Raw genomic sequence first — 21,629 nt, 5'->3', positions numbered from 1 at the left:
TTTCCACCGTGGGCCCGGATCAGTGGGTCGATCACTGCAGTTCGGGCCGCGTGATAGTGGACGAGAGATAGGCGTGGCGCGCAGCGATCCGGCGGCCGGTGATTCGGGTGGGGACGACCGTGATCCAAAGGCTGCGGTCGCCGCCCGCCCACGGCAGGGAGTGAGCCCTCTCGTTCAGCAGACTGACCTGGACGGAGTCTGTGACCGCACGTGCCACGCCTACCAGTAGGACGCTCCACCCCTGGCTGAGGTCGTCGTCCATACGGTCCACCTCGAAGGCGATCCGGTTTCCCGCGGCGGCCGCGGGTGGGGTGCCGGGGACGGTGCGGAAGGCGACCGCGTTTTCCAGGAGGATGTAGTTGACCGGCAGGATGACGGGCCCGTCGGGCGTGGTCACGCCCACCCGCCCGATGCCGTGCGTGCCCAGCAGCCGACGGCACTCCCCGACACCCAGTTCGGTGGACTGCGGACGGTAGGGCCCCCTTGCGGTTCCGGGCGGCAGATCCGCCGTGCCTCCAGTCAGTTCGTCCACCGTCGTCTCCAGAGCGTTGGCGAGGCTGGTCAGGAACCCGCTGCCTGGTGACGTGACCTGTTGTTCCTCCAAGTACCTGATGTATCCGGCCGCCGAGCCGCATCGCGCTGCGACATCCTGGCGAGACAATCCGAGTTGCTCTCGACGCGTAGAGACGCGCCGGCCCATGTCTCCCTGCCTGGAGCGGGACACGGGAGCGGTGGGACCGAGCGCTGATGTGTGCGACATGGGACAGCCTGCCTGTCGTTGGCCGGAGGAGCTGGTCCGGCAGAGGGAGGGGCGGCGTGTCCACCCCGTGCGGAGTTCGTCTCGGCGTCGGCCGTACCGGGTCCCGCGCGACGGTCGAGCCTGGTCAGGCGTGAGGCACCACGGCAACCGCGGTCATTGAGTGGTGCAGCACCGCGTGCGCGACGGGGCCGATGTGTGCCCCACCGACTGCTCGGGACTCCCTGCGGCCCACGACGAGGAGACCGGCACCATGCGACGCCTCCACGAGATCGTGCGCGGGATGGCCGGGACGGGATCGCTCGGTGAAGGCGACGGTGGGGAACTTCTCCCGCCATGGCGCCAGAGCCTCCGTCAGGACCTCGCTCGTCACGCTGGCCACGTCGATCTGGACAGACAGCATCGCGCCCGTCGGGTCGCCGATGTACGCGGGTGGCAGCTGCCAACTGTGTAGCGCCCGCAGCGAGACCCCGTGCCGTTCGGCGTAGGCGAAGGCGAATTCCAGCACGGCGTCGCACGGCTGGGAAGTGTCCAGACCCACCACGACATCGCCGGACGGCAGCCATTCCCGCGCGCATGACGTGTCCTCCGCCCGCACCAGGACGATTGGTGCGCTGCTGCGGGCGGTGACCGACAGCGAGACCGAGCCGAGGAGGAAGCCCGCCAGCCGGCCCAGCCCCCGTGAGCCGAGCACCAGAAGTGCCTGGTCCTTCGCTGCCGCGCAGAGGACCTCGGCGGGCCTGCCGAGAACGTCGTCGGTTGCCACTTCAAGACGCGGATGCCGTGCCCGAAGGGCCTCGACCGTCAACTGCGGTCCACCGTCGGGCCAGGGTGACTTCTCGGCACCGGTGAATGACGCGCGTATGCCGGGTGATGCGTCCCGGACGTGGAGCAGCCGAAGCGGCAGCCGTCGCCGCACCGCCTCACCAGCGGCCCATTCCACGGCCGCCAGACTCTCGCGCGAACCATCGATACCTGCGGTCACGGTACGGGGCATTCAAGCCTCCTGAGTCGGTCGTCAGCGGGATGTCTTCACTGTTCCGGGCCGTGGGACCGCACAGGAAGGGCCGTTGGTCCCTGGCTGTCCCCGACCGGCCCCGAATGGCGTGGTCGACGCCTGTCGAGGGCGTACATCACCGGTCGGGCAGCGGCAACGAGCAGGACTTGCCCGCGGCGAGGGACACCGTACGGCTGGGAAGCCTCACGTCGATCGGCGATCTTTCGGAGGAAGGAGCGCTGATACGGAGTTCTTTGGCCCGCACCCGCACGGCGACCCCCACATGCCCCTGATAGCGCACGGAGAAGCCGTATTCGGAGAGTTGCGGCAGCGGGACCGGGTCGAGCCACAGGGCCCCGTCCCGTGTCTCGAGACCGGTGAGCCCGCGCTGGACCAGATCCAGGGTGCCGGCCATGGCGCCGAGATGGATGCCCTCTTCCGTGGCGCCGCCCTGGACGTCGGCGACGTCGCCCGCCAGCACCTCCTCGACGTACGTCCAGGCGTCCTCACGTCGCGCGCGTGCCAGTACCCAGCCTGCACCAGCCCGCTGAGGGTCGAGCCATGACTCGTACGCCTCAGGTAGTAGTCGACGGTCCTGGCCCACATCGGGTCGTCCCGCTCGTAGCCCAGCCGGGCGAAGACCTGACGCAGTTCGGACGGCGAGAAGAGATAACCGAGCATGTGGACGTCGGCCTGCTTGGACGCCTGGTAGCGATTGACCGTGTCGCCCTCCGCCTCCAGGATCCGGTCGAGCCGGCGGATGTCGCCGTAGCGCGCCCGGTAGGCGCTCCAGCCGAGTTCGGCGAGCGCCCCGTAGCCCTCGAACTGGCTGACGACTCCGTCGTGGAAGGCCACCCGCAGTTTTCGTGACACCTCGTCCCACCGGTCCAGTTCGCTTTCCTGCAGACCGGTTCGCTCGCGCAGTTCGTCCTGACGTAGCCCCGGCAGTGAGCGCACCACGTCGAGCGCGCGGGCGAGTACCCAGGCGGCGCTGACGTTGGTGTAGGCGTTGTCGTCCAGGCCCGGCGCCGAGGAGCCGGGCCAGGCGTCGTGGTATTCGTCGGGGCCGACCACGCCGAGGATCCGGTAGCGTCCAGTGCTCTCGTGGTAGGTCGCGAGATGCGCCCAGAAGCGGGCGATCTCCGTCAGCATCTCCGCGCCCTTGGTGTGCAGGAACTCGGTGTCCCCGCTGGCCTCGCAGTACTGCCACACGTTGTAGGCGATCGCCGATCCGACATGGTGCTGGAGTCGTGAGTGGTCGGGCAGCCATCGTCCGGAGCGGGGGTTGAGGTGCAGCTGCTGGGTTTCCTCGCGGCCATCGCTCCCGCTCTGCCACGGGTAGAGGGCGCCGGCCCGGCCGGCGTCGGAGGCTTCGTTCCGTGCCTGCTCCAAGCGCCGGTGGCGGTAGGTGAGCAGGGCCCGGGAGACCTGGGGGAAGTGCAGGTTCAGATAGGGCAGGACGAAGAGCTTGCCCCAGAAGATGTGGCCCCGGTACGCCTCTCCGTGCAGACCCCGGGCCGGGACCCCGACGTCGATGTCGGCTGTGTGGGGGGCGAGCGTCTGACATGGAAGAGGTGCAGACGCAGGATGCCGCCCGACTTCCCCGGTACGTCCAGCTCCGCGCTGTTCCACAGTTGCCGCCAGGCCGCGCGGTGTGAGACGAGGAGCTTCTCGAATCCCGGTGCCCGGCCGGCCCCGGCGACGGCGGCGTGCAGTGGATCGCTGATGGCGGGGTCGCGTGACGTGTGCAGAGCCACGACCTTGTCGACCGCGACCGGCCGGCCGGAGGCGAGGGAAAGGCGTAGGACCTGGGTGACCCGTAGGGCACGGGGGTCGGTGTGGCGGTGTTCGACGGGGCCGTCCGCGGTCATACGGCTGGCCCTGCCGATGCGGATCGCGCGACGTACGGGTGCGGCAGGTCGGCCAGGCCGAATCCGCTGTGCGGCGCCCGGTGCGGACGTCGGTGAGGTGCCTGCCGTCGAGCTGCCGGTACCGGGCTCCCCCGCTGTTGGCGACCGCTCCGTCCAGGGCCGCCCCGACTTCCACGGTGCCCTGCCACCCCTCGGCGGTGAACTCGGTGCGCAGAGCGGTGAGATGCGGATCCGCCATGTGGACGAGCCGCAGTTGTCGCACGGACAGCACCCCGTTGTCCCCGACTGAGTAGCGCATGCTTCGTTCCAGGGTGCCCGCACGCAGGTCAAGGCTCTGGTGAAAGTCGAGCAGCGTTGCGCTGTCCGGCGTGAGCCAGGGCGCGTCGGTGGTCTCCGCTTCGATCCTGAAGCGCAGCGGGAGCCAGTTGGGCAGGTTGACGATGTCCTCGTTCTCGACCTGCCGGCCGGCCACCGTGAAGGTGAGCCGGTCGTAGCAGCCGGCGGCGTACGTGCCGGGGTAGTGGGAGTCGCCGGCCGGGCACTCGGGCGCGGCACCGCGGGTGGCGAAGTACCCGTTGCCCAGCGTGCACAGGGCCTCGCGCAGGCGTTCCGACGCCGGGTCGTACCCGTGGTACTCCCAGGTCCATCCCGTCATGGCCGGACGTCCCCGTCGGCGTCGAACAATTCGGCCAGGTCCGTGACCACGAGATCGACGCCGTGTCTCAGTAGCGCGGCGCCGGCGCGCCCCGCGGTACGGTCCACGCCGATCACGAGACCGAACCCGCCGCGGCGACCCGCCTCGACCCCCGCCAGGGCGTCCTCCACCACTGCGAAGCGCTCGACGGGGTTTCCGAGCCTGCGAGCCGCCTCCAGGAACAGGGCAGGGTCGGGTTTGCCCGGCAGCGCCAGCCGGGTCGCCTCGGACCCATCCACCAGCACCGAGAAGAGATCGAACACCCCGGCGCCTGTCAGCAGTTCACCCGCGTGACAGGACGCCGAGGCCGCGGCCATCGGCACGACTCGCTCGTGCAGGGCCCGCAGCAGCCGGACAGTTCCGGGATATGCCTCGATACGGCCCCGGCGCAGGCGCTCCATGAACAGCTGCTCCCTTCGGGCGGCGACCGCCCCCACGGTGCCGGTGCCGGGGAGGTCGTCGGGGCTGCCCGCCGGGAGCTGCAGCCTCCGCGAGGCGAGGAACGAGGCGTCGCCATCGAGCCGCGCTTTGCCGTCCACATGCAGGGGGGTAGTCGCGCTGGACGTCGAAGGGCCGTTCGGTTCCGGGACCCTGTGACGGGTATGCGCGCAGACAGGCGTCGAAGGCGGTCTTCCATGCGGCGGCGTGGATCCGCGCGGAGTCGGTGATGACTCCGTCGGTGTCGAATACGACGGCTGTCGCATCCTGCAGTTTGGACAGACGCGGACGGCCCCGAGCGGACGCGCGGCCTCGGTCGGCGGCCACCTGCCCGGGACTGTCGGCGTGGCCGCGGAGGTTCCCCGTTGTGGTTTGCGGGCGTGCGGTCATGACGGTGCTCCTGCGATCGATGGGACTCGGGCGCTCAACTGGGAACGGGGTGGCGGCGCGAGGGCTCAACAAACGCTGACGGCAGGTGGCGGCAACGGGGTCAGAGGAGCCAGCGGTTTCGACGGCCGAAGCGCGACCCCGCTCACCAGCGCGACGCCAACGCCCAGTAGTCCCAGCATGAAGGCCCAGTCCGCCCACGCATCGCCGGCCCAGGCATGGAACGTGCTCTCCATCGGTCCGGCCGAGACGCCGCTCAGGAAGCCCATCGTCGGCGAGCCGCCGTCCACCCATCCCTTGCCGGACCCGGTCGCGTAGCCCCAGCCGAAAGCCTTGTCGAAGAACGCCCACAGGAAGGTGAACGCGGTGAGGATGCGGAACACGGCGGCGGTACGTGCGAGAGCGATGCTGGTCGCTTCGTTGTGCGTGGCCGTTCCGTCAGCGGCCGCACGCTCCGCCGTGCCCGTGCTCGAGGCGGGGAAGCGAATGCCCGTGAGTCGTCGGGGGTGTTCTTGCAGCGCCATGGTTTCTCACCCTTGCTCGTGCCACGCGAGATGCATGTGCCCGTCCAGGCTGTCCGGCGGGCCGGGCGCCGGGACCGGTCCGGTCGGTCCTCGATGCCACGCCGAAGGTCCCTGCCCGGCGGGCCAGTTGGGGGACTCCCGGCCGGAAGGACGGCCGAAGGGCGGCCCTCCCCGTGGGGCCGCCCTTCCGGTCGGTCGACTCGACGGTGCGGCCGTCCCGGCATGCCTGGTCCGGACACCGTCCGGCAGCGTTCCCGGCGCGGCGGATCGGGAGCAGTCCGCACCGGGCTGGAACCCACAAGCGCAGGGTGCGTGTCCATGCCCCGTAGGCCGGGAGCACTGGTGGTAGAACGCCGACCGCCGGGTCAGACGTGCGGCACCACGGCCATCGGGCACCGGGCGTGATGCATGGCCGCCTGGATCACAGGCCCGGTGTACGGTCCAGGCCGGAGCCGGTCGCGTCGGCCGAGGACGAGAAGCCCCGCCTCGGAAGCGGCGTGCAGCAGCAGGCTCTGTGCACGGCCCTGCCGGGCCGTTGACGTTATTACTGTTTCCGGGTACTTCTCGCGCCAGGGACGCACCAGCGCGTCGAGAGTCGCCTCGTGCTCCGCGGCCACATCGGAGTCGACCGCGGCGCCGAATCCCGTCGTCGTGATCGACGGAGGACGGTAGCCGTGGAGGACTCGCAGGGCGGAGCCGCGCGACCGGGCGGACGCGAAAGCGAATGCGAGGGCCTCGTCGCAGGGGTGTGCCAGGTCGATCCCGAGCACGATGTCGCGGTACGGGGTGTCCGTCGAGCTGCGGCCCTCAGCGTTCAACAGGTGTGCGTCATTGGCCTGTTCGCCTGCTCGCACGAGGACGACCGGGATGGTGGACCGGGTGGTGAGATGCAGCGCCACCGATCCCGCGAGGTAGCCGGTGAAGCCGCTGAGACCCCTCGATCCGAGGACGAGAAGCGCCCCGTCGGACGACGCCTCAAGGAGCACGCACGGAGCGAGTCCCTCTATGTGAGATTCCTCGACAGGAAGGTGCGGATACTGGGCGCCGAGATGGTCACGGGCCTCGCGCAGGATGCGTTGCGCCCAGTGGTGCTGGCTGGTCGTCGAGGGGACGGCGGCGGAGGGGTGCGGGGACCATGCCCAGGCGTGGACGAGGCGCAGCGCCACGTCGCGGCGCTGCGCCTCCCGCGCAGCCCACCCGGCGGCGGCCAGGCTTTCGGGAGATCCGTCGATGCCGACGATGACGGGTCGGAGCATGATGCTTGCCTCCTGCGGTGTGCTGTTCTGAACAGATCGAGGTCGTGGCTGAACAGTTCGAGGTCGTGGCTCGTTCAGTTCGAGCCTCGCACCCGCTGCTGCGAGGCAAGAGAGGCCGCCCGGCTCCCGCATGGGGCCGAACGGCCCCTCTGCTCCCGCTCGCTGCAGCGACGACGGTGGAGAGCAGTCCCGGGGCCGCCCCCGACGGTCACCACGGCCGGAGCATCGCTTTCGGCGGAGCGGCGCTCTTCGCCGTACGGCGGCTTCAGACACCGGCGGGCGGGCTGAAAGATGCGGCCGGCTCGGCACCAGCCAAGGAGCGAGACATGCCCACCCTTATCCAGGGAGACGACCACTACCTCGACGACGCCGCACTCGCGTCACTGGACGCGCACTGGAGGGCTGCGAACTACCTGGCCGTCGGTCAGATCTACCTGATGTCCAACCCGCTCCTGAGGGAGCCGCTGCGGCCCGAACACATCAAGCCCCGGCTGCTGGGCCACTGGGGAACCTCGCCCGGCCTGAACCTGGTGCACACCCACCTCAACCGCGTGGCGCGGGAGCGCGGACAGGACACCGTCTGCATCTGGGGGCCCGGCCACGGCGGACCGGCCGTCCTGGCGAACTCCTGGCTGGAGGGCACGTACTCCGAGACCTATCCGGATGTCAGCCGGGACGCCGAGGGCATGGGCCGGCTCTTCCGGCAGTTCTCGTTCCCCGGCGGCGTGCCCAGTCATGTGGCGCCGGAGACCCCCGGGTCCATTCACGAGGGCGGCGAGCTGGGGTACGCCCTCTCCCACGCCTACGGCGCTGCACTGGACAACCCCGATCTCCTCGTCGGGTGCGTGATCGGTGACGGTGAGGCCGAGACCGGGCCGCTGGCGGCCTCGTGGCACTCCAACAAGTTCCTCGATCCCGTCCACGACGGCGCCGTCCTGCCGATCCTGCATCTCAACGGTTACAAGATCGCCAACCCGGCCCTCCTCGCGCGCCTGCCTCGGGAAGAGCTCGACGCCTTCCTGCGGGGGGTGGGGCACGAGCCCCTGCACGTCGAGGGCGACGACCCGATGCAGGTGCACGGCGCTATGGCGCACGCGATGGACATCGCGCTCGACCGGATCAGGACCGCACAGCAGCGGGCCCGCGAGGACGGCACGACCGCCCGCGTACGCTGGCCGGTGATCGTCCTGCGGACGCCCAAGGGGTGGACCGGGCCGGCCGAGGTCGACGGTCTGCCGGTCGAAGGGACGTGGCGAGCCCACCAGGTTCCGCTGACCGGCGTGCGGGAGGACCCCGACCACTTGCGCCAGTTGGAGCAGTGGCTGCGCTCGTACCGGCCCGAGGAACTCTTCGACTCGGCCGGGCGGCCGGTCGAGGCCGTGCTGGAGTGCGTGCCCGCCGGTGCGCGGCGGCTGGGCGCGAGCCCGCACGCCAACGGGGGGCTGCTCGTCCGCGATCTGCCGGTCCCACCGCTGGACCGGTACGCCGTGGTCGTCGACAAACCCGGCACCACCCTTCACGAGCCCACCCGGGTCCTGGGTGACCTGCTCGAAGGGGTGATGGTGAGCACCGCGCAGCGGCGTGACTTCCGGCTCGTGGGACCGGACGAGACCGCCTCCAACCGGCTCCAGGCCGTGTACGGGGCGACCGGCAAGGCGTGGCAGGCGCAGACGCTGGAGACCGACGAGTACCTGGACTCGCACGGCCGGGTAATGGAGATCCTTTCTGAGCACACCTGCCAGGGATGGCTGGAGGGCTACCTCCTCACCGGCAGGCACGGTCTCTTCTCCTGCTACGAGGCGTTCGTCCACATAGTCGACTCCATGGTGAACCAGCACATCAAGTGGCTGCGCGCCTCCCGCCGCCTTCCTTGGCGGCGTCCCATCGCCTCGCTCAACTACCTGCTCACCTCGCACGTGTGGAGGCAGGACAGCAACGGCTTCTCCCACCAGGACCCCGGCTTCATCGACCACGTCCTCAACAAGTCACCCGAGGTCGTCAGGGTGTACCTGCCGCCGGACGCCAACACGCTGCTGTCCGTGGCGGAGCACGTACTGCGCTCCCGCGACTACGTCAACGTCGTCGTGGCCGGCAAGCAGCCGTGCTTCGACTGGCTGACGCTCGAAGAGGCCCGGGGACACTGCGCCCGAGGTGCGGGCATCTGGGACTGGGCCGGCAGCGAGAACCACACCGGCGAGCCCGATGTCGTCCTCGGTTGCGCGGGGGACGTCCCCACCCTGGAAGTCATGGCCACCGCCCAGCTCCTGCGGCGCCACCTGCCCGACCTCGCCGTCCGGGTCGTCAACGTGGTCGACCTGGCACGTCTGTCCCCGCAGGAGGAGCACCCGCACGGCATGCCGGGCGCTGACTTCGACGCCCTGTTCACACCCGACAAACCCGTCGTCTTCGCCTACCACGGCTACCCGTGGCTCATCCACCGCCTCACCTACCGGCGCACCGGGCACGCGAACCTGCACGTGCGCGGATACAAGGAGGAGGGCACGACGACCACGCCCTTCGACATGGTGGTGCGCAACGACCTCGACCGCTACCGGCTGGTCATGGACGTCATCGACCGTGTCCCCGGCCTCGCCGTCCGCGCGGCCGCGGTCCGCCAGGAGATGGCGGACGTACGACTGCGCCACCACGCCTGGATCCGCGAACACGGCACCGATCTCCCCGAGGTCAGCGACTGGACCTGGACCAACTGACCCCCGGGAGAGGGAGAGCGGCGTCGCGGGGCGACCGGCAGGGACGCGGCTTCCGCGACTCGGCCGGACCGCTCGGCGAACACCGCATCACGTCACGGAACCCGCGACGCCGGAACCTGAGCAGCCGGAGACACCATGCCCGTATCGTCCGATCTTCATCCCGGCCCGACCCATGAAGAGGGCCTGAGCCGGGAACAGACTGCCCGGCTGCTGACCGAGTACGGCCCCAACGCGCTCGCCCCGCCCCCCGCGATCTCATTGTGGTCCCGGGTCTCCGCTCAACTACGCGACCCGCTGATCGTCGTGCTGCTGGCCGCGGTGGCACTGACCGTCGCCACCGCGGACTACGCCGACGCGGTCATCATCGGTGTGGTCGTCCTGTTCAACACCACGGTCGGGGTGGTGCAGGAGGTCCGGGCCGACAACGCGGTCGCGGCCCTCTCAGCCATGACCGCCCCGACCGCGCGCGTCCTGCGCGACGGCACGGAGCAGGAAGTCGCCTCCGCCGATGTCGTACCGGGTGACGTCCTGGTGCTGGGGGAGGGAGACATCGTGCCGGCCGACGCCACCCTCCTGCAGGCGGCCGCACTCCTGGTCGACGAGTCGACCCTGACCGGTGAATCCGTGCCGGCCGACAAGGACGCCCACGGCCCGGATCCGGAAGCGGCACGGCTGCGGGCCGGGACCGTGGTGGTGCGCGGCCGGGCCGTGGCCACGGTCACCGCGACCGGACCGCACAGCGCCCTGGGCATGATCGCCGCCTCGTTGCATCCCAGGCAGCAGCTGACTCCCCTGCAGAAGCGTCTGGCCGGTCTCGGCAAGGTGCTGGCTCTCGTCACCGTCGGGCTGTGTCTGCTGGTCCTGGCCCTCGGGCTGCTGCGCGGCCAGTCGCTGGAACTGATGGCCGTCACGGCGATCAGCCTCGTCGTGGCCGCCGTTCCGGAGTCACTGCCGGCCGTGGTCACGCTCGGTCTGGCCCTGGGCGCGCGGCGGATGGCCGCTCGCAACGCGGTGGTGCGCCGTCTCTCGGCTGTCGAGACTCTGGGGTCGGTCACCGTCCTGGCCACCGACAAGACCGGCACCCTCACCGAAGGCCGCATGCTCCTGGAACGCGTTTGGACGCCCGTGGGCACGGTCACCGTCTCCGGGACCGGGTACGAACCCGTGGGCGAGTTCCTGCACGCGGGCCTTCCTCCCGCTCCTGCCCTGGCCGACGCCGTACGCGAAGTCCTCGTGGCGGGGGCCTTGTGCAACGACGCCTCGCTGGTCCCACCCGCTGAGGCCGCTGCCCCGTGGGCCGCCCTCGGCGATCCGACGGAAGCCGCCCTGCTGACCGGCGCCGCGAAGGCCGGTTGTGCCCGGGAGGACCTCGCCCTCACCCGGCCACGGATCGGAGAAGTCCCCTTCGACAGTCTCCGTAAACGCATGACCACTCTCCACAGCACACCGCGAGGAACGATCGAGATCTACCTCAAGGGCGCACCGGAGGCGGTGCTTGAGCCATCGCTGCTCGATGAGGAGCCCGCGGTGCTGGAAAGGGCGCGCGAGGAGGCAGCCGCCCTGTCCGCCGAGGGCTACCGCGTCCTGGCCGTAGCCGCGGGGTCCTGCACCGATCTGCCCGAGCCCGCGGAGAAGAGCGAGAGCGGCCTGAAGCTGCTGGGACTGGCGGCCATCAGCGACCCGCCCAAGCAAGTGGCCGAGGCGACCGTGCACGCCTGCCGGCGCGCGGGGATCACGTCCGTCCTCATCACCGGAGACCACCCGGCGACCGCCCGCGCGATCGCGACGCGCGTCGGCATCCTGCAGGGCGACGAAGCCGAGCGGACGGGCTTGGTGGTCACCGGCCAGGAAGTGGCAGCAGGCCAGGTCCCCGACCTCACCCGAGTCCGGGTCTTCGCCCGGACCACGCCGCAGCAGAAGCTGGACATAGTCAAGGCGTGGCAGGCACGCGGTGAGGTCACCGCGATGACAGGCGACGGCGTCAACGACGGCCCCGCCCTCCGCCAGGCCGACATCGGCGTCGCCATGGGCCGCCGAGGCACCGAGGTCGCCCGACAGGCCGCCGACCTGGTCCTCGCAGACGACGAACTGACCTCGGTCACCGCGGCCGTCGAAGAAGGACGCCGGGTCTACACCAACATCCGCCGCTTCCTCCTCTACGCCCTGGCCGGCGGCGCGGCAGAGATCCTCATCATGCTCCTGGGCCCCCTGCTCGGCCTCGCGCTGCCCCTGCGCGCCGGACAGATCCTCTGGATCAACCTTCTCACCCACGGCCTGACCGGAGTGGCCATGGGAGCCGAACCGGCCTCCCCCGACGCGATGCACCGCCCGTCCCGCCGACCGCAGCAGCACGTCCTCGGCGACGGCCTGTGGCAGCGCGTCCTGCGACTGTCGATCCTCGTCACAACCGTGTGCCTCGGCGTCAGCCTGTGGGTCCGACACGCCGGCGGCCCTTGGCAGACGGTGCTGTTCCTGTCCCTGCTGACCGCCCAGCTCGGAGTCGCCCTGGGACTGCGTGAACGGGTGCTCACCCGCCGGAATCCCTCCCTCCCGGCGGCCGTCCTGGCCGCAGGGGCTTTGGGGGTCGCGGCCGTGTACCTCCCCTTCCTCGCGCATCTCTTGGGCACCTCCGCCCCGTCCTGGCCGGACCTCGCTATCGCCGCGGCGGCCGGCCTCGCCGCCTTCGCCGCGGCGCGCACGGAAAGCCGCCTGGCGAAGAGCACCGGCGGCTCCTCCGCGGCGACTGTCATGTCCCGCCCGGGCCACGCCCCGGCCCGGTAGTACCGCCCTGGGTGTTCCTGGCTGCCCCCGAAGGCCACCGCTTCGAGGCCCGCACCCGTACGCGGCATCGCATCCCGTAGTTGTCACGGTCAGCGCGAGAAGGAGTGGAAATGAGCCGTCGAAGCGAAGCCCCGCACGGCCATGTCGTGGTCGGGACGGACGGGTCCCGAGCGGCGACCCACGCACTCGACCAGGCGGCCGGGGAGGCACACCGCCGCCAGGTGCCCCTGGAGATCGTCCACGCCTGGCCCTGGGGCGGCGCCTACGAGCCCTTGGCCGATGATGCGCCGGACATCCTGGCGCGAGCCGCCCAGCACGTCGCGGACCAGGAACTGGGACTCCAGGTCACCACTGCCGCCGTCGCGGACGACGCGGCGGAGGTGCTGGTGGGGCGGAGTCGGACGGCGGCGCTCACCGTCGTCGGCACCCGTGGCAACGGTGGGTTCAAGGGCTTGCTGCTGGGTTCCGTGAGCCTGCGGGTGGCCGCGCACTGCCGAGGCCCGCTGCTCGTCGTCCGGAACGAACCTGCGATGCGGACGATTCCTTCTCCCCACACCGTCGTTGTGGGCATGCGGGGTGAGGAGGACGATCCGGCAGCGGTCTTCGCTTTCGCGGAAGCCGTCCGACGGGACGCCCGGGTCTCTATCGTGCACGCATGGGCCTACGACCAGAACGACCGCACGCACAGTGATCGCGCGTCCCGCGCGCGGCAGGAGGACGCGACGGCCGAACTGGTTGTGGCAGCGCTCCACAAGGAGCACCCCTTCGTACGACTGGACAGCCGATCGGTGCGCGTCGCACCTGCTCGGGCCCTGATCGACGCCGGCGCGACAGGTACGGTCGTCGTCATCGCCGCACATCGCCGGAAGTCCGGGCTGGGGCTGCAACTCGGACCGGTGGCCCATGCGCTTCTGCACCACGCGCGCTGTCACGTCGTCCTCGTCCCCGTCGTGAGCCCCACGGGCGCAGAGGTGCACCGACCGAAGTGATCTTGGGCTGCGGTCCCCTGCGACGGCCGGCGCAGCGGGCTGAACAACCTCGCCGAGCGCGCACATAACCTGGACGGGGTCCTGAAGATCCAGAGGCCGCCGGAGGGCGGCAGCCGACTTGCCTGGCGAGTCCCCCGCCGCCCACCAGAAGTAGCCGCGTCCCTCCTGACGGACCGCTGCCAAACGAGCTGGCAGTGGTCGCACCGCCTATGCGGTGCTCTCGGCCGTCCGGAACCGGCATTCGCCTTGGCCTCGCGTCGGGGCTGGGCGGACGGGGCCGACCGTCCCTCGTTCGGCGACCAACCGGCCCAGGCGCCCGGGCGTTCGCCGCGCCACGCTTGTACTGAGGCAGTGAATCGGAAGAAGGACGACGCCATGAAGGCTCTTGTATTCCAAGGCCCAGCAAAGACGTCCTGGCAGGAGGTTCCGGACCCTGGCATCAAGAACGCGGCCGACGCGGTCGCGCGGGTCGACGCCGTGACAATGTGCGGCACCGACCTGCACATCATCAAGGGCGATGTGCCAGAGGTCGCGCCGGGCACGGTGCTGGGGCACGAGGCTGTGGGCGAGGTGGTGGAGATCGGCAGCGAGGTACGCACCGTGCGACCGGGCGACCGGGTCCTCGTCTCCTGCATCTCGGCGTGCGGGCGCTGCCGCTTCTGCCGCGAGAACCGGTACGGGCAGTGCCGCGGAGGGGGCGGCTGGGTGCTGGGCCACCTCATCGACGGGACGCAGGCCGAATTCGTCCGGGTCCCCTTCGCGGACCTGTCGGTGCACCCACTGCCCAGCACCGTCGACAGTGACGACGCGCTCCTGCTGGCCGACATCTTCCCCACCGCCTACGAGGTGGGCGTCCTCAATGGTCGGGTGTGCCCCGGTGACACGGTAGTGGTGGTCGGCGCCGGGCCGATCGGTCTGGCCACCGTCGCGGCCGCCCAGCTCTACACGCCCGGGAAGATCATCGCTGTCGATCTCGCCGAATCGCGGCTGGCCGTCGCACGCGCCGTCGGCGCCGATGCCACCGTTTCGGCCGCCGAAGAACCGGAAGCGCTGGTCGCGGACCTGACCGACGGTCTGGGCGCCGATGTCGTCGTCGAAGCGGTCGGGGTACCCGAGACCTTCGAGATGTGCACCCGCATGGTGCGCCCCGGAGGCTGCGTCGCGAACGTCGGCGTCCATGGCAAGCCAGCCTCCCTGCACCTGGAAGACCTGTGGATCAAGGACCTCACGATCACCACGGGACTGGTCGACACCAACTCGACCCCGCTGCTGCTGCGCATGATGGCGGCGGGGACGGCTGCCGTCCGCCGAACTGGTCACTCACCACTTCGAGCTGGGGCAGATGCAAGAGGCGTACGAGGTGTTCTCCCGGGCCGCGGAGACCGGCGCGATCAAGGTCGTGCTGGGCGGTCCCCGGCATGACGCCGTCACGCTGCCGGCCTAGGGGGCACCCGGCTGGGGTCGCGGTCATCCGGCGAACAGCACCAACAAGGGGTGCGACATGGGAAAAGCCATCACCGCGGGCATCGACGGCTCCGCCGAGAGTATCGCCGCCGCCGATGGGCGGCGCGTGAGGCTGTGCCGCACTCTCCGTACCGCGCGGGCTCAGCGGGTCTCGTACCGGTCCTGCGCCTCGAGCACGTCGTCCGCGTATCGCGCGGCCCACGCGCCCATCGCCCGCATCGGCGTGAGCAACGCCGTGCCGGCCTCGGTCAGGGCGTAGTCGACGCGCGGCGGGGCCTCGGCGTACGCGTGGCGCTCAACGAGGCCGTTGTACTCCAGCCGTCGCAGCGCCTCGTTCAGAACCTTCGGGCTGATCCCGCCGATCCGCGCGACCAGCGCGCGGGGCCGCATCGGGCCGGTCACGCCGAGCGTGAAGACCACGACACTGTCCCAGCGGTTCGCCAGCACCTCGAAGGCGACGCGCGCCCGACAGTCGGCCGTGTACGTGAGGTCCGGCAGGCCCGCGGCCGAATCGGTCAGCTTCTCCATGCCGCCCATCCTGCCGCCGCCGATGGACACCAGACGGTGTACGTCGGCGTTCGTAGCGTCGGACCACCGAACGGAACGAGCAGGATGAGAGGGAACACGACGATGCGCATCGGTGTACTGGGTACGGGGGACATGGCGGCGGCGCTGGGCGGCGCGTGGGCGCGGGCCGGGCACGAGGTGTTCGTCGGCGGGCGGAACGCAGCCGCCGCCGAGACGCTCGCCGGGCAGATCGGAGCGGCCGGACACGGGACGCCCGCGCAGGCGGCGGGGTACGGGCAGGCGGTGTTGCTTGCCGTCCCGGCCGGGGCGGCGCCGGCGCTGGCCCGGGAGCACGCCGAGGCCCTGGCGGGGCGGACGGTTGTGGACTGCACCAACCCGCTGGATCCCGGCCCCGGCGGGGTGATGCTGATGACCGGCGCCGGAGAGAGCGTGGCCGGCCTGATCGGAACAGCGGCGCCCGGAGCGCACGTGGTGAAGGCCTTCAACCTGGCCCACGCGAGCATGTGGGCCCACCCGGCGGGCGCCTTCGGCGCGATCCCGCCCGCGGTGCCGTTCTGCGCGGACGACCCGGGAGCGGCCGGGCACGTCACGGAGCTGATCACCGGGATGGGATGGAGCCCGATGCCGGCGGGCGGGCTGGACCGGGCGGCGTACGTGGAGGCCACGGCCGCGTTCGTGATCGGCGTGTGGTGGGCCGGCGGATCGCCTGCCCTGGCCTTCCCGGAACCCCCGCGGGACGCCTAAGGCCCGCCATGCCCGCGAGCCCAGGCCGCACGGGTCTGGGCTTGCGCGAATCGGGCTGGGGGATGCGGGGGAGCCCGGTGTCCCCTAACAGGCGATCTTGACCGTTTTGAGCCTACCGGTCAGAGCAGGTGGGGATGCAGGGCGACTTTGTCGGCTTCGACACGGATCTCCACCCAGCCGCTGTCGATGCCGGCGGGGAAGGATGAGCCGAGGTCGAACCAAATCTGTGAGTCGCCCAGATCGAAGACCGCGGCGCCGTCTTCGGCGAGCCGAAGGCGGTCGCGGAAGACGACCTGGTTGGCCTCTGGCGACGTCCGGGTTCGGGAAGCGTGGCCGGCCACGTGTTCCTGCCCCAGAGGAGGTCTTCCTCGACGGTCCATTCGAAGTGGTGCCGGCCGTCTGCTTCCTGCGGATCGCCATGCCACCGCACCACGGCGCTTCCGATGGGTAAGTGGCCCCGGACCATCAGCGGTCGTGGGGGAGCCTGCTGCGCCGCCGCGCCTTCGCGGGAGTGGGCCGCCGCGCCTTCGCGGGAGTGGGTCGTCTGCAGCCGGAGCAGGGCGGTGCCGGGTTTCACCGCTCGGTGGATCTCGTCCGGAAGGAGCTTTTGAGGGGTGGGAGTGTCGGATTCGGCCATGGTGGTCCGCCTGCCTGCGCCGGGTCGCCGACACCTCATGGCCGGCGCGATACCGCCGTGGTTCTCACGGTACCCGCGTGCCTGCGGTGATGCCCGCGGCCATCGGCCGGACGGCGTGCCCGGTGGGAAATCACCTGGTCAGAACGGCTTGTCCGACCACTGGACGGAGTACGCTGAAGATACCGGGAGTAAGTCGAGCACCCGCTCCCACGCGGACGTCGTTTCCGGCGATCAAGACACGGGCCGCCCTGCAGGGCGGCCCGGAGACGGGTCCGCGATCATGACCGCCACCCTCGCACCCCCGCTCTCGGCGCGCCTGTCGCTGACACCTGAGACCACCCTCGTCGGCCAGTTGGACGGCGCTTGGTGGCCTGAGTCACGCGACCTCGAAGCCGAGCTTCCACCCCTCATCGACGCGCTGGAGGGCCGCTTCGGACGCATCACGCGCGTCATGGTGAACCCCACCCGCTGGTCCGTCGTCCCGCACAAGGTTGCCGCCACAGGGCACATCGTGCACGTGGGCTGGTTCACCGAACAGGACCCCGACAAGATGATCCTGCTCTCCTACACCGTCAGCCGCTGCGACCTCTTGGTGATCCCACCCGAGACCGAACCCGCCGCGGCCGCCCGGCTCATGGCCGCCGCAGCCACCCCCGGCAGCATCCTCACCGCCGGTGTCCTGATGTCCGACGAAACCGCGACCGGCCGCCGCATGCGGGACGCCCGAAGCAGCGAGGACGCCTGGGAGACCGACGGCGGGTCCGCCCGGCCGCCGCTCCGGCACCCGGTCGTCGGCGCGCGGATGATCGCCATGCCCGGGAACCCGCGGAGGTGACCCCATGGACACCCTGATCACGATGGCCGCGATCGCCCTGCTGATCGCGCTCGGCACCCGCCTGATCCACCGGCTCAACGCCCAGCACGACGCACGCATCGCCGCCCACCACTTCGGCGACCCCTTCCCGGCCATTCGCCGGCCGCCCGGCCACAGCCACCCCACGCCAACGGAGCAAGCCGCCCACCACAGGCGCACGGGCACCTGGCCCTGACCACCCCTGACCACTCCTCCGACCGAAGGCCGCGGGTGGGGCACCCGACACCCGGGACAACCGACCCACCGGCCTCTCGCCCGCCCCTGAAGGGACCAGGTCATGGCGACACTGCGCGAGCGACAGGTCTACCGCGAACGGGTCCTGACCGCCCTCTACGAAGCCACCGAAGGCAACCGTCTCCTCGGAGTCCCGGGGCGGAAGCTGCGGAACGACCTGCGCATCCCGGAGGAAGACCTGGCGGCGGCCTGCACGTACCTGGCTGGCGAGGAGCTGATCACCGTCGACTGGGAGCCGGGCAATACACCCGCGATGGTCTCCCTGACCCACCAGGGAATCCGCCGCATGGAGGCCGAAGAGGAAGCACGCGGCTGAGCTGGCCTGCCCGATGGCCCGCTCTCTACCCAGCCCGTCCGACCCGCGGTCGTACAATTGAACCCCGCGGTCGTACAATTGAACATGGATCGAGCACTCTCACGTGTGACGATCCGGAAGGGCGGCCTCGGCGGAGTGAATGCGCTGGGGCCGTTGTAACGACCCTCGCCATGAGGCCCGCGCACCCGACATCACGGTGCCGCCCGGTGCTGGTGACCCACCTCGCGCGCGAGGTCCAGTCCGAGGACACGGTCGAGAAAGGCGAACGTCTCGAACTTGGCACCGGCCGGTACGTCGGCGCGCGTCGCCAGGGTGACCAGCGTGTCCAGGACGGCGGGGACGCCGAGATCATCAGCCAGCGCGGCATGGGTGTGTCGCAGCACATCGGCGGGGATCGGCCTGGACGGCTCCTGTGCCCAGTCGGCCACCAGCTGCCGCCAGTCCCCCAGCGTTCTCCGGGCCTCTTCGAGCGCGGTACCGGTGACCGCGACCGCCGCGCGGTGAGCGTGCCCGAGCATCAGCATCCGCACGACCAGCGGATCGGTCCCCTCCGGGGCGACGACAGCGTCCAGGAGCCCCGGGGCCAGGAGGTGGGCCCGGCCCGGAACGTCCCTCTCCCGGGATGCCGCCGGGCCGACCTGGCCCACGTCGATGCGGACCCCGCCGACCGCGTCCTGTGCGGCTGTCCCGTACGCGTGGACGTGTACGTCGGCGGCGGCGCAGGGCGTTCCGTTCGGATGGTGAACACCGACGGTGGCGGGCGGGTGGACACCAAGAGCGGACATGGCGCGATCAAGCGCCCCGGCCTGCTCGTGCGACAGGTCCGGCAGGGTGAGGAACGTGCGGGGCTGCAGGCCGTGCAGCTCCGCTGTGCGCGCCAGTACGTCACCGACCAGGAGCGGCCGCAGACCCACCAGGCCGATCCCGCCGTCACCGGCCAGTAGGTGGACGCAGATGCTCAGCAGATGGCGGTGTACGGGGGGAATCTCCACGAGGCGGCCGGTACGGGCGTCGACGATACGCAGCATGATGTGGAGGCTAGTCGTGGAAACCGCCGGCACCCGGGAGGACCTGACCATGCACTCGACATCGACAAGGCAGTGGCGGGTGCCCTCTCCCGCGCTCGTGGCACGGGTTCGCTCCTGGTGGGCACCGTAAGCTTGTCCCTCCTGGGAGCCGACTGGGAGCCGACTGGGAGCCGACTTGCTCCCCAAGCCCCGGAAGCTGGCCGCCGCAGGACCGCCCATGGCGTCGACTGAAGAGATCGATGACTGCCGCTACGCGATCACCGACCTGCTCGACGACCTCGCAGGGAGCACCGACCAGAGCGAGCGGTTGTTCATCGCCACCGAACTGGTACGAGGGACCGGTGAATTGGCGTTCACCATCAGCGGCTCTTGGGGTGGAGGCGGAAGTGGCTGGCACGCCGCCTTGAGACAGCGGCACCGGGGCTCAGCGCGCCTGCGCCTTGGCCTACGCGAGGTGTTGGACGGGCGGATAGAGCCCCTCGTGGCCGTCGTGGACGAGGTGGTGGCCCAGGTCGGCGGCCGGTTGTGGGCGGCTACAAGCGCGGTGGAAACGCCATGAATGATCACGTAAGGCGGGGGAAGCGAGGATCCACCAGCTCCGCCGAGATCGTGACTACTACCCTCGCAGGGCAGGACGACGGCTGCGGCAATGACCGGTCGTTCCACCGCGTTCTGCTGCTTCAAGGGCGCTGGAAGGCGCGCGAGATGCATCTACCCGAGACCTGAGGTCACTTCGGGTCAAGCAGCTTCCGAGCTTTCTCGGCGCATCCCCACGACAGCGTGACGCCAGCGCCGCCGTGCCCGTAGTTGTGCACGATCACGGTGCCATCCGCCCGACGCTCGACCTCCACGCGGACTGCGGAGCGGCTCGGCCGGGCGCCGATCCGGCTCAAGGACGCGGGCCTCGGCGAGACGGGGTTCGACCTCGGCACAGCGGGCCAAGACGTTGGCCGCCGCCTTGTCGTCGGGGGCGAGGTCGCCTTCGCCGTCGATCGCAGTGCCGCCCAGAACGACGGTGTCACCGTGGGGGTAGAAGCACAGCAGATCCGGTGAGAGACCGGTGTCCGCGGAGAAGAACTCGGTCAGCCCCGGGTTAGTGACGACGACGTGTTGGCCGCGGACGGGCCGAAGGTCAGGACCTTGTTCTTCGGCTCGACCAGGTAGGACCCCCACATCGCCCCAGCCGCCAGCGACGTAACGCCAGGCGCCTGCTCGGCCATCACGTGCACTGAGGCTCCGGCCTCGGCGGGAACGACGGCGGTGGTGAGCCCCGCCACCCCAGCCCCGACAACGACAACGCGCTCCCCTGCGGTCATGATCCCGACCCCAACGGCCAGGTGGCGTCGACAGGGCGTGTTCGGCGAGGGCGTGCTCCAGGGCCGGCAAGAAGCTGCGCACGTGCGCGTTGCGCTGTCGGCGGCGCAGGTCGGCGGCGCAGGTCTGCGGCGAGCTGGTGGAGCAGGGCCGCGCTGCGAGGCGAGCACACGAGGTCGAGGCGGTCAGCAACGATCCGGCCGACTTCGCAGGCGGCCTCCAGATCACCGTGGGCGCTGTGGCCCAAGGCCAGCCAGGCCCCTTCGAACATGGCTCTGCGCTGGCTGGGGTCGCCGCGCGGGACGTCGTACGCCCCGGACCGGAGCAACTCCGCTCCCTGGGCGAGGAACCGCCGGCCCCTCGTGCCGCCGTCCGCTTTCAGCTGGGCGCGGCCCTTCTGGATGAGGCCGTAACCGGCTTGGCAGTCCAGGTGGTTGCCGGTGAGGAAGTACATCCAGCGTGGCTCTTCTTGGCCGCCATCCCGGCTGGCGATCAGTTCGCGGGCGGCCCCGCAGGTGTGGGCGAAGTCGTTGTCACGACCGGCGGCTGCGTACGCGTAGGCGAGCCGCGACAGTACGTATGCTCGGACGACGGCGGGGCAGCATCGCTGGCGCGGCGGGCGGCCTCGGGCCCGACGCCGCGATCGGCATGACCAGCCACGGCAACCTGCGCCGCGGCCTGAGCGTCGAAAGCCCCACCGCGCCGGCCTGACGTACCTCAACCTCAGCCTGCACAGCCTCGCCCCCGACCGGTCTGCCGAGATCATGGGCGGCGGCGACCCGCGCATTACCCGGCGCACCCTCGATGCCGCCCTCGCCCTCGGCCTGTGCGTGAAGATCAACTGCTTTCTCCAGCGCACCACCTGGATGACGCTTTCGCCGTCGCCGAGCTCGCCCGTGACCTGCCTGTCACCGTCCGGCTGATCGAACTCCAGAACATCGGCACCTGCTCCACACGGCCCATGTCGCCCTGGAGGCGGCGATGCGCCGCCTCCCTGACACGGCCAGCACTCCATCAAGGGCGAGGAGCACGCCCGTACCGACTGGGTGATGACTGCCGGGATGCTCCGCGTAGATCCAGTTCGA

At 70.7% G+C, this 21,629-nt stretch carries 16 protein-coding genes and 6 pseudogenes; 11 read left to right on the top strand and 11 right to left on the bottom strand.

The window, feature by feature from the left end; all coding sequences use genetic code 11:
• Window positions 1-31 precede the first annotated feature (31 nt).
• From IE185_RS28665 to IE185_RS28640, 6 genes and pseudogenes are all read right to left on the bottom strand, one after another.
• Complete coding sequence (locus IE185_RS28665) at window positions 32-700, bottom strand: helix-turn-helix domain-containing protein (protein ID WP_229843749.1); 669 nt, start codon at window positions 698-700, stop codon at window positions 32-34.
• 184 nt (window positions 701-884) lie between these two features.
• Entirely contained in the window at window positions 885-1,754 is an 870-nt protein-coding gene (locus IE185_RS28660) for a universal stress protein (protein WP_138894054.1), read from the bottom strand.
• Window positions 1,755-1,890: 136 nt separating this feature from the next.
• Window positions 1,891-4,280: pseudogene (locus tag IE185_RS28655) on the bottom strand (glycoside hydrolase family 65 protein).
• Window positions 4,277-5,039 (bottom strand): annotated as a pseudogene (locus IE185_RS28650) (HAD family hydrolase). The pseudogenes IE185_RS28655 and IE185_RS28650 overlap by 4 nt, the downstream one beginning before the upstream one ends.
• A 233-nt stretch (window positions 5,040-5,272) precedes the next feature.
• Window positions 5,273-5,668: pseudogene (locus tag IE185_RS28645) on the bottom strand (hypothetical protein); the annotation flags it as partial.
• A 365-nt stretch (window positions 5,669-6,033) separates the two neighbouring features.
• The gene (locus IE185_RS28640; protein WP_138894053.1) at window positions 6,034-6,924 is read right to left on the bottom strand and encodes a universal stress protein; all 891 of its coding nucleotides are present in this window, start codon (window positions 6,922-6,924) and stop codon (window positions 6,034-6,036) included.
• Between the two features lie 326 nt (window positions 6,925-7,250).
• Here IE185_RS28640 and IE185_RS28635 point away from each other — a divergent pair, with 326 nt between their 5' ends.
• The 4 genes and pseudogenes from IE185_RS28635 (at window position 7,251) to IE185_RS28620 (ending at window position 14,849) form a co-directional block, all read left to right on the top strand.
• Window positions 7,251-9,635 carry a phosphoketolase family protein gene (locus IE185_RS28635; protein ID WP_138894052.1) on the top strand — a complete coding sequence of 795 codons (2,385 nt, stop codon included), beginning with the start codon at window positions 7,251-7,253 and terminating at the stop codon, window positions 9,633-9,635.
• A 135-nt stretch (window positions 9,636-9,770) separates the two neighbouring features.
• Window positions 9,771-12,416, top strand: a complete 2,646-nt coding sequence (locus tag IE185_RS28630; RefSeq protein WP_138894051.1) for a cation-translocating P-type ATPase — start codon at window positions 9,771-9,773, stop codon at window positions 12,414-12,416.
• Window positions 12,417-12,526: 110 nt separating this feature from the next.
• Window positions 12,527-13,405, top strand: coding sequence for a universal stress protein (locus IE185_RS28625; RefSeq protein ID WP_138894050.1), 879 nt, complete (start codon window positions 12,527-12,529; stop codon window positions 13,403-13,405).
• A gap of 375 nt (window positions 13,406-13,780) precedes the next feature.
• A pseudogene (locus tag IE185_RS28620) lies at window positions 13,781-14,849 on the top strand (alcohol dehydrogenase catalytic domain-containing protein).
• Window positions 14,850-15,010: 161 nt separating this feature from the next.
• Here IE185_RS28620 and IE185_RS28615 read toward each other — a convergent pair.
• On the bottom strand, window positions 15,011-15,397 hold the full coding sequence (locus tag IE185_RS28615; RefSeq protein WP_138894049.1) for a winged helix-turn-helix transcriptional regulator: 387 nt from the start codon (window positions 15,395-15,397) through the stop codon (window positions 15,011-15,013).
• Window positions 15,398-15,481: 84 nt separating this feature from the next.
• Between IE185_RS28615 and IE185_RS28610 the strand changes: the two genes are divergently transcribed.
• Window positions 15,482-16,141 (top strand): NADPH-dependent F420 reductase, encoded by a 660-nt coding sequence (locus IE185_RS28610; RefSeq protein ID WP_229843748.1) that lies wholly within the window; start codon window positions 15,482-15,484, stop codon window positions 16,139-16,141.
• Between the two features lie 119 nt (window positions 16,142-16,260).
• On the opposite strand, the gene IE185_RS28605 is transcribed toward IE185_RS28610, so the two are convergent.
• Window positions 16,261-16,482: a hypothetical protein gene (locus tag IE185_RS28605; protein ID WP_170198250.1), complete on the bottom strand. Its 222-nt coding sequence runs from the start codon at window positions 16,480-16,482 to the stop codon at window positions 16,261-16,263.
• Between the two features lie 182 nt (window positions 16,483-16,664).
• Window positions 16,665-16,778, bottom strand: a pseudogene (locus IE185_RS34125) (DUF5994 family protein); the annotation flags it as partial.
• Window positions 16,779-17,058: 280 nt separating this feature from the next.
• Between IE185_RS34125 and IE185_RS28600 the strand changes: the two are divergent.
• From IE185_RS28600 to IE185_RS28590, 3 genes are all read left to right on the top strand, one after another.
• Window positions 17,059-17,613 carry a DUF5994 family protein gene (locus IE185_RS28600; RefSeq protein ID WP_189716289.1) on the top strand — a complete coding sequence of 185 codons (555 nt, stop codon included), beginning with the start codon at window positions 17,059-17,061 and terminating at the stop codon, window positions 17,611-17,613.
• A 4-nt stretch (window positions 17,614-17,617) separates the two neighbouring features.
• Window positions 17,618-17,827, top strand: a complete 210-nt coding sequence (locus IE185_RS28595; RefSeq protein ID WP_138898870.1) for a hypothetical protein — start codon at window positions 17,618-17,620, stop codon at window positions 17,825-17,827.
• A gap of 102 nt (window positions 17,828-17,929) precedes the next feature.
• Window positions 17,930-18,202, top strand: coding sequence for a hypothetical protein (locus tag IE185_RS28590; protein WP_138898869.1), 273 nt, complete (start codon window positions 17,930-17,932; stop codon window positions 18,200-18,202).
• A 191-nt stretch (window positions 18,203-18,393) separates the two neighbouring features.
• On the opposite strand, the gene IE185_RS28585 is transcribed toward IE185_RS28590, so the two are convergent.
• Window positions 18,394-19,230, bottom strand: coding sequence for a cysteine--tRNA ligase (locus IE185_RS28585; RefSeq protein ID WP_138898868.1), 837 nt, complete (start codon window positions 19,228-19,230; stop codon window positions 18,394-18,396).
• 217 nt (window positions 19,231-19,447) lie between these two features.
• Between IE185_RS28585 and IE185_RS28580 the strand changes: the two genes are divergently transcribed.
• Window positions 19,448-19,789 (top strand): hypothetical protein, encoded by a 342-nt coding sequence (locus IE185_RS28580; RefSeq protein WP_373303766.1) that lies wholly within the window; start codon window positions 19,448-19,450, stop codon window positions 19,787-19,789.
• A gap of 169 nt (window positions 19,790-19,958) precedes the next feature.
• Here IE185_RS28580 and IE185_RS28575 read toward each other — a convergent pair.
• A pseudogene (locus IE185_RS28575) lies at window positions 19,959-20,546 on the bottom strand (FAD-dependent oxidoreductase).
• A gap of 577 nt (window positions 20,547-21,123) precedes the next feature.
• Between IE185_RS28575 and IE185_RS33755 the strand changes: the two are divergent.
• Complete coding sequence (locus tag IE185_RS33755; protein WP_268245867.1) at window positions 21,124-21,255, top strand: hypothetical protein; 132 nt, start codon at window positions 21,124-21,126, stop codon at window positions 21,253-21,255.
• A gap of 53 nt (window positions 21,256-21,308) precedes the next feature.
• Window positions 21,309-21,467, top strand: a complete 159-nt coding sequence (locus tag IE185_RS33360; protein ID WP_229843747.1) for a hypothetical protein — start codon at window positions 21,309-21,311, stop codon at window positions 21,465-21,467.
• The last annotated feature ends 162 nt before the right edge of the window (window positions 21,468-21,629 follow it).

It is taken from the genome of Streptomyces chryseus, assembly GCF_014650755.1.
GTDB classification, from domain to species: domain Bacteria; phylum Actinomycetota; class Actinomycetes; order Streptomycetales; family Streptomycetaceae; genus Streptomyces; species Streptomyces chryseus.
This window is presented reverse-complemented; position numbering and strand designations above follow the sequence as displayed.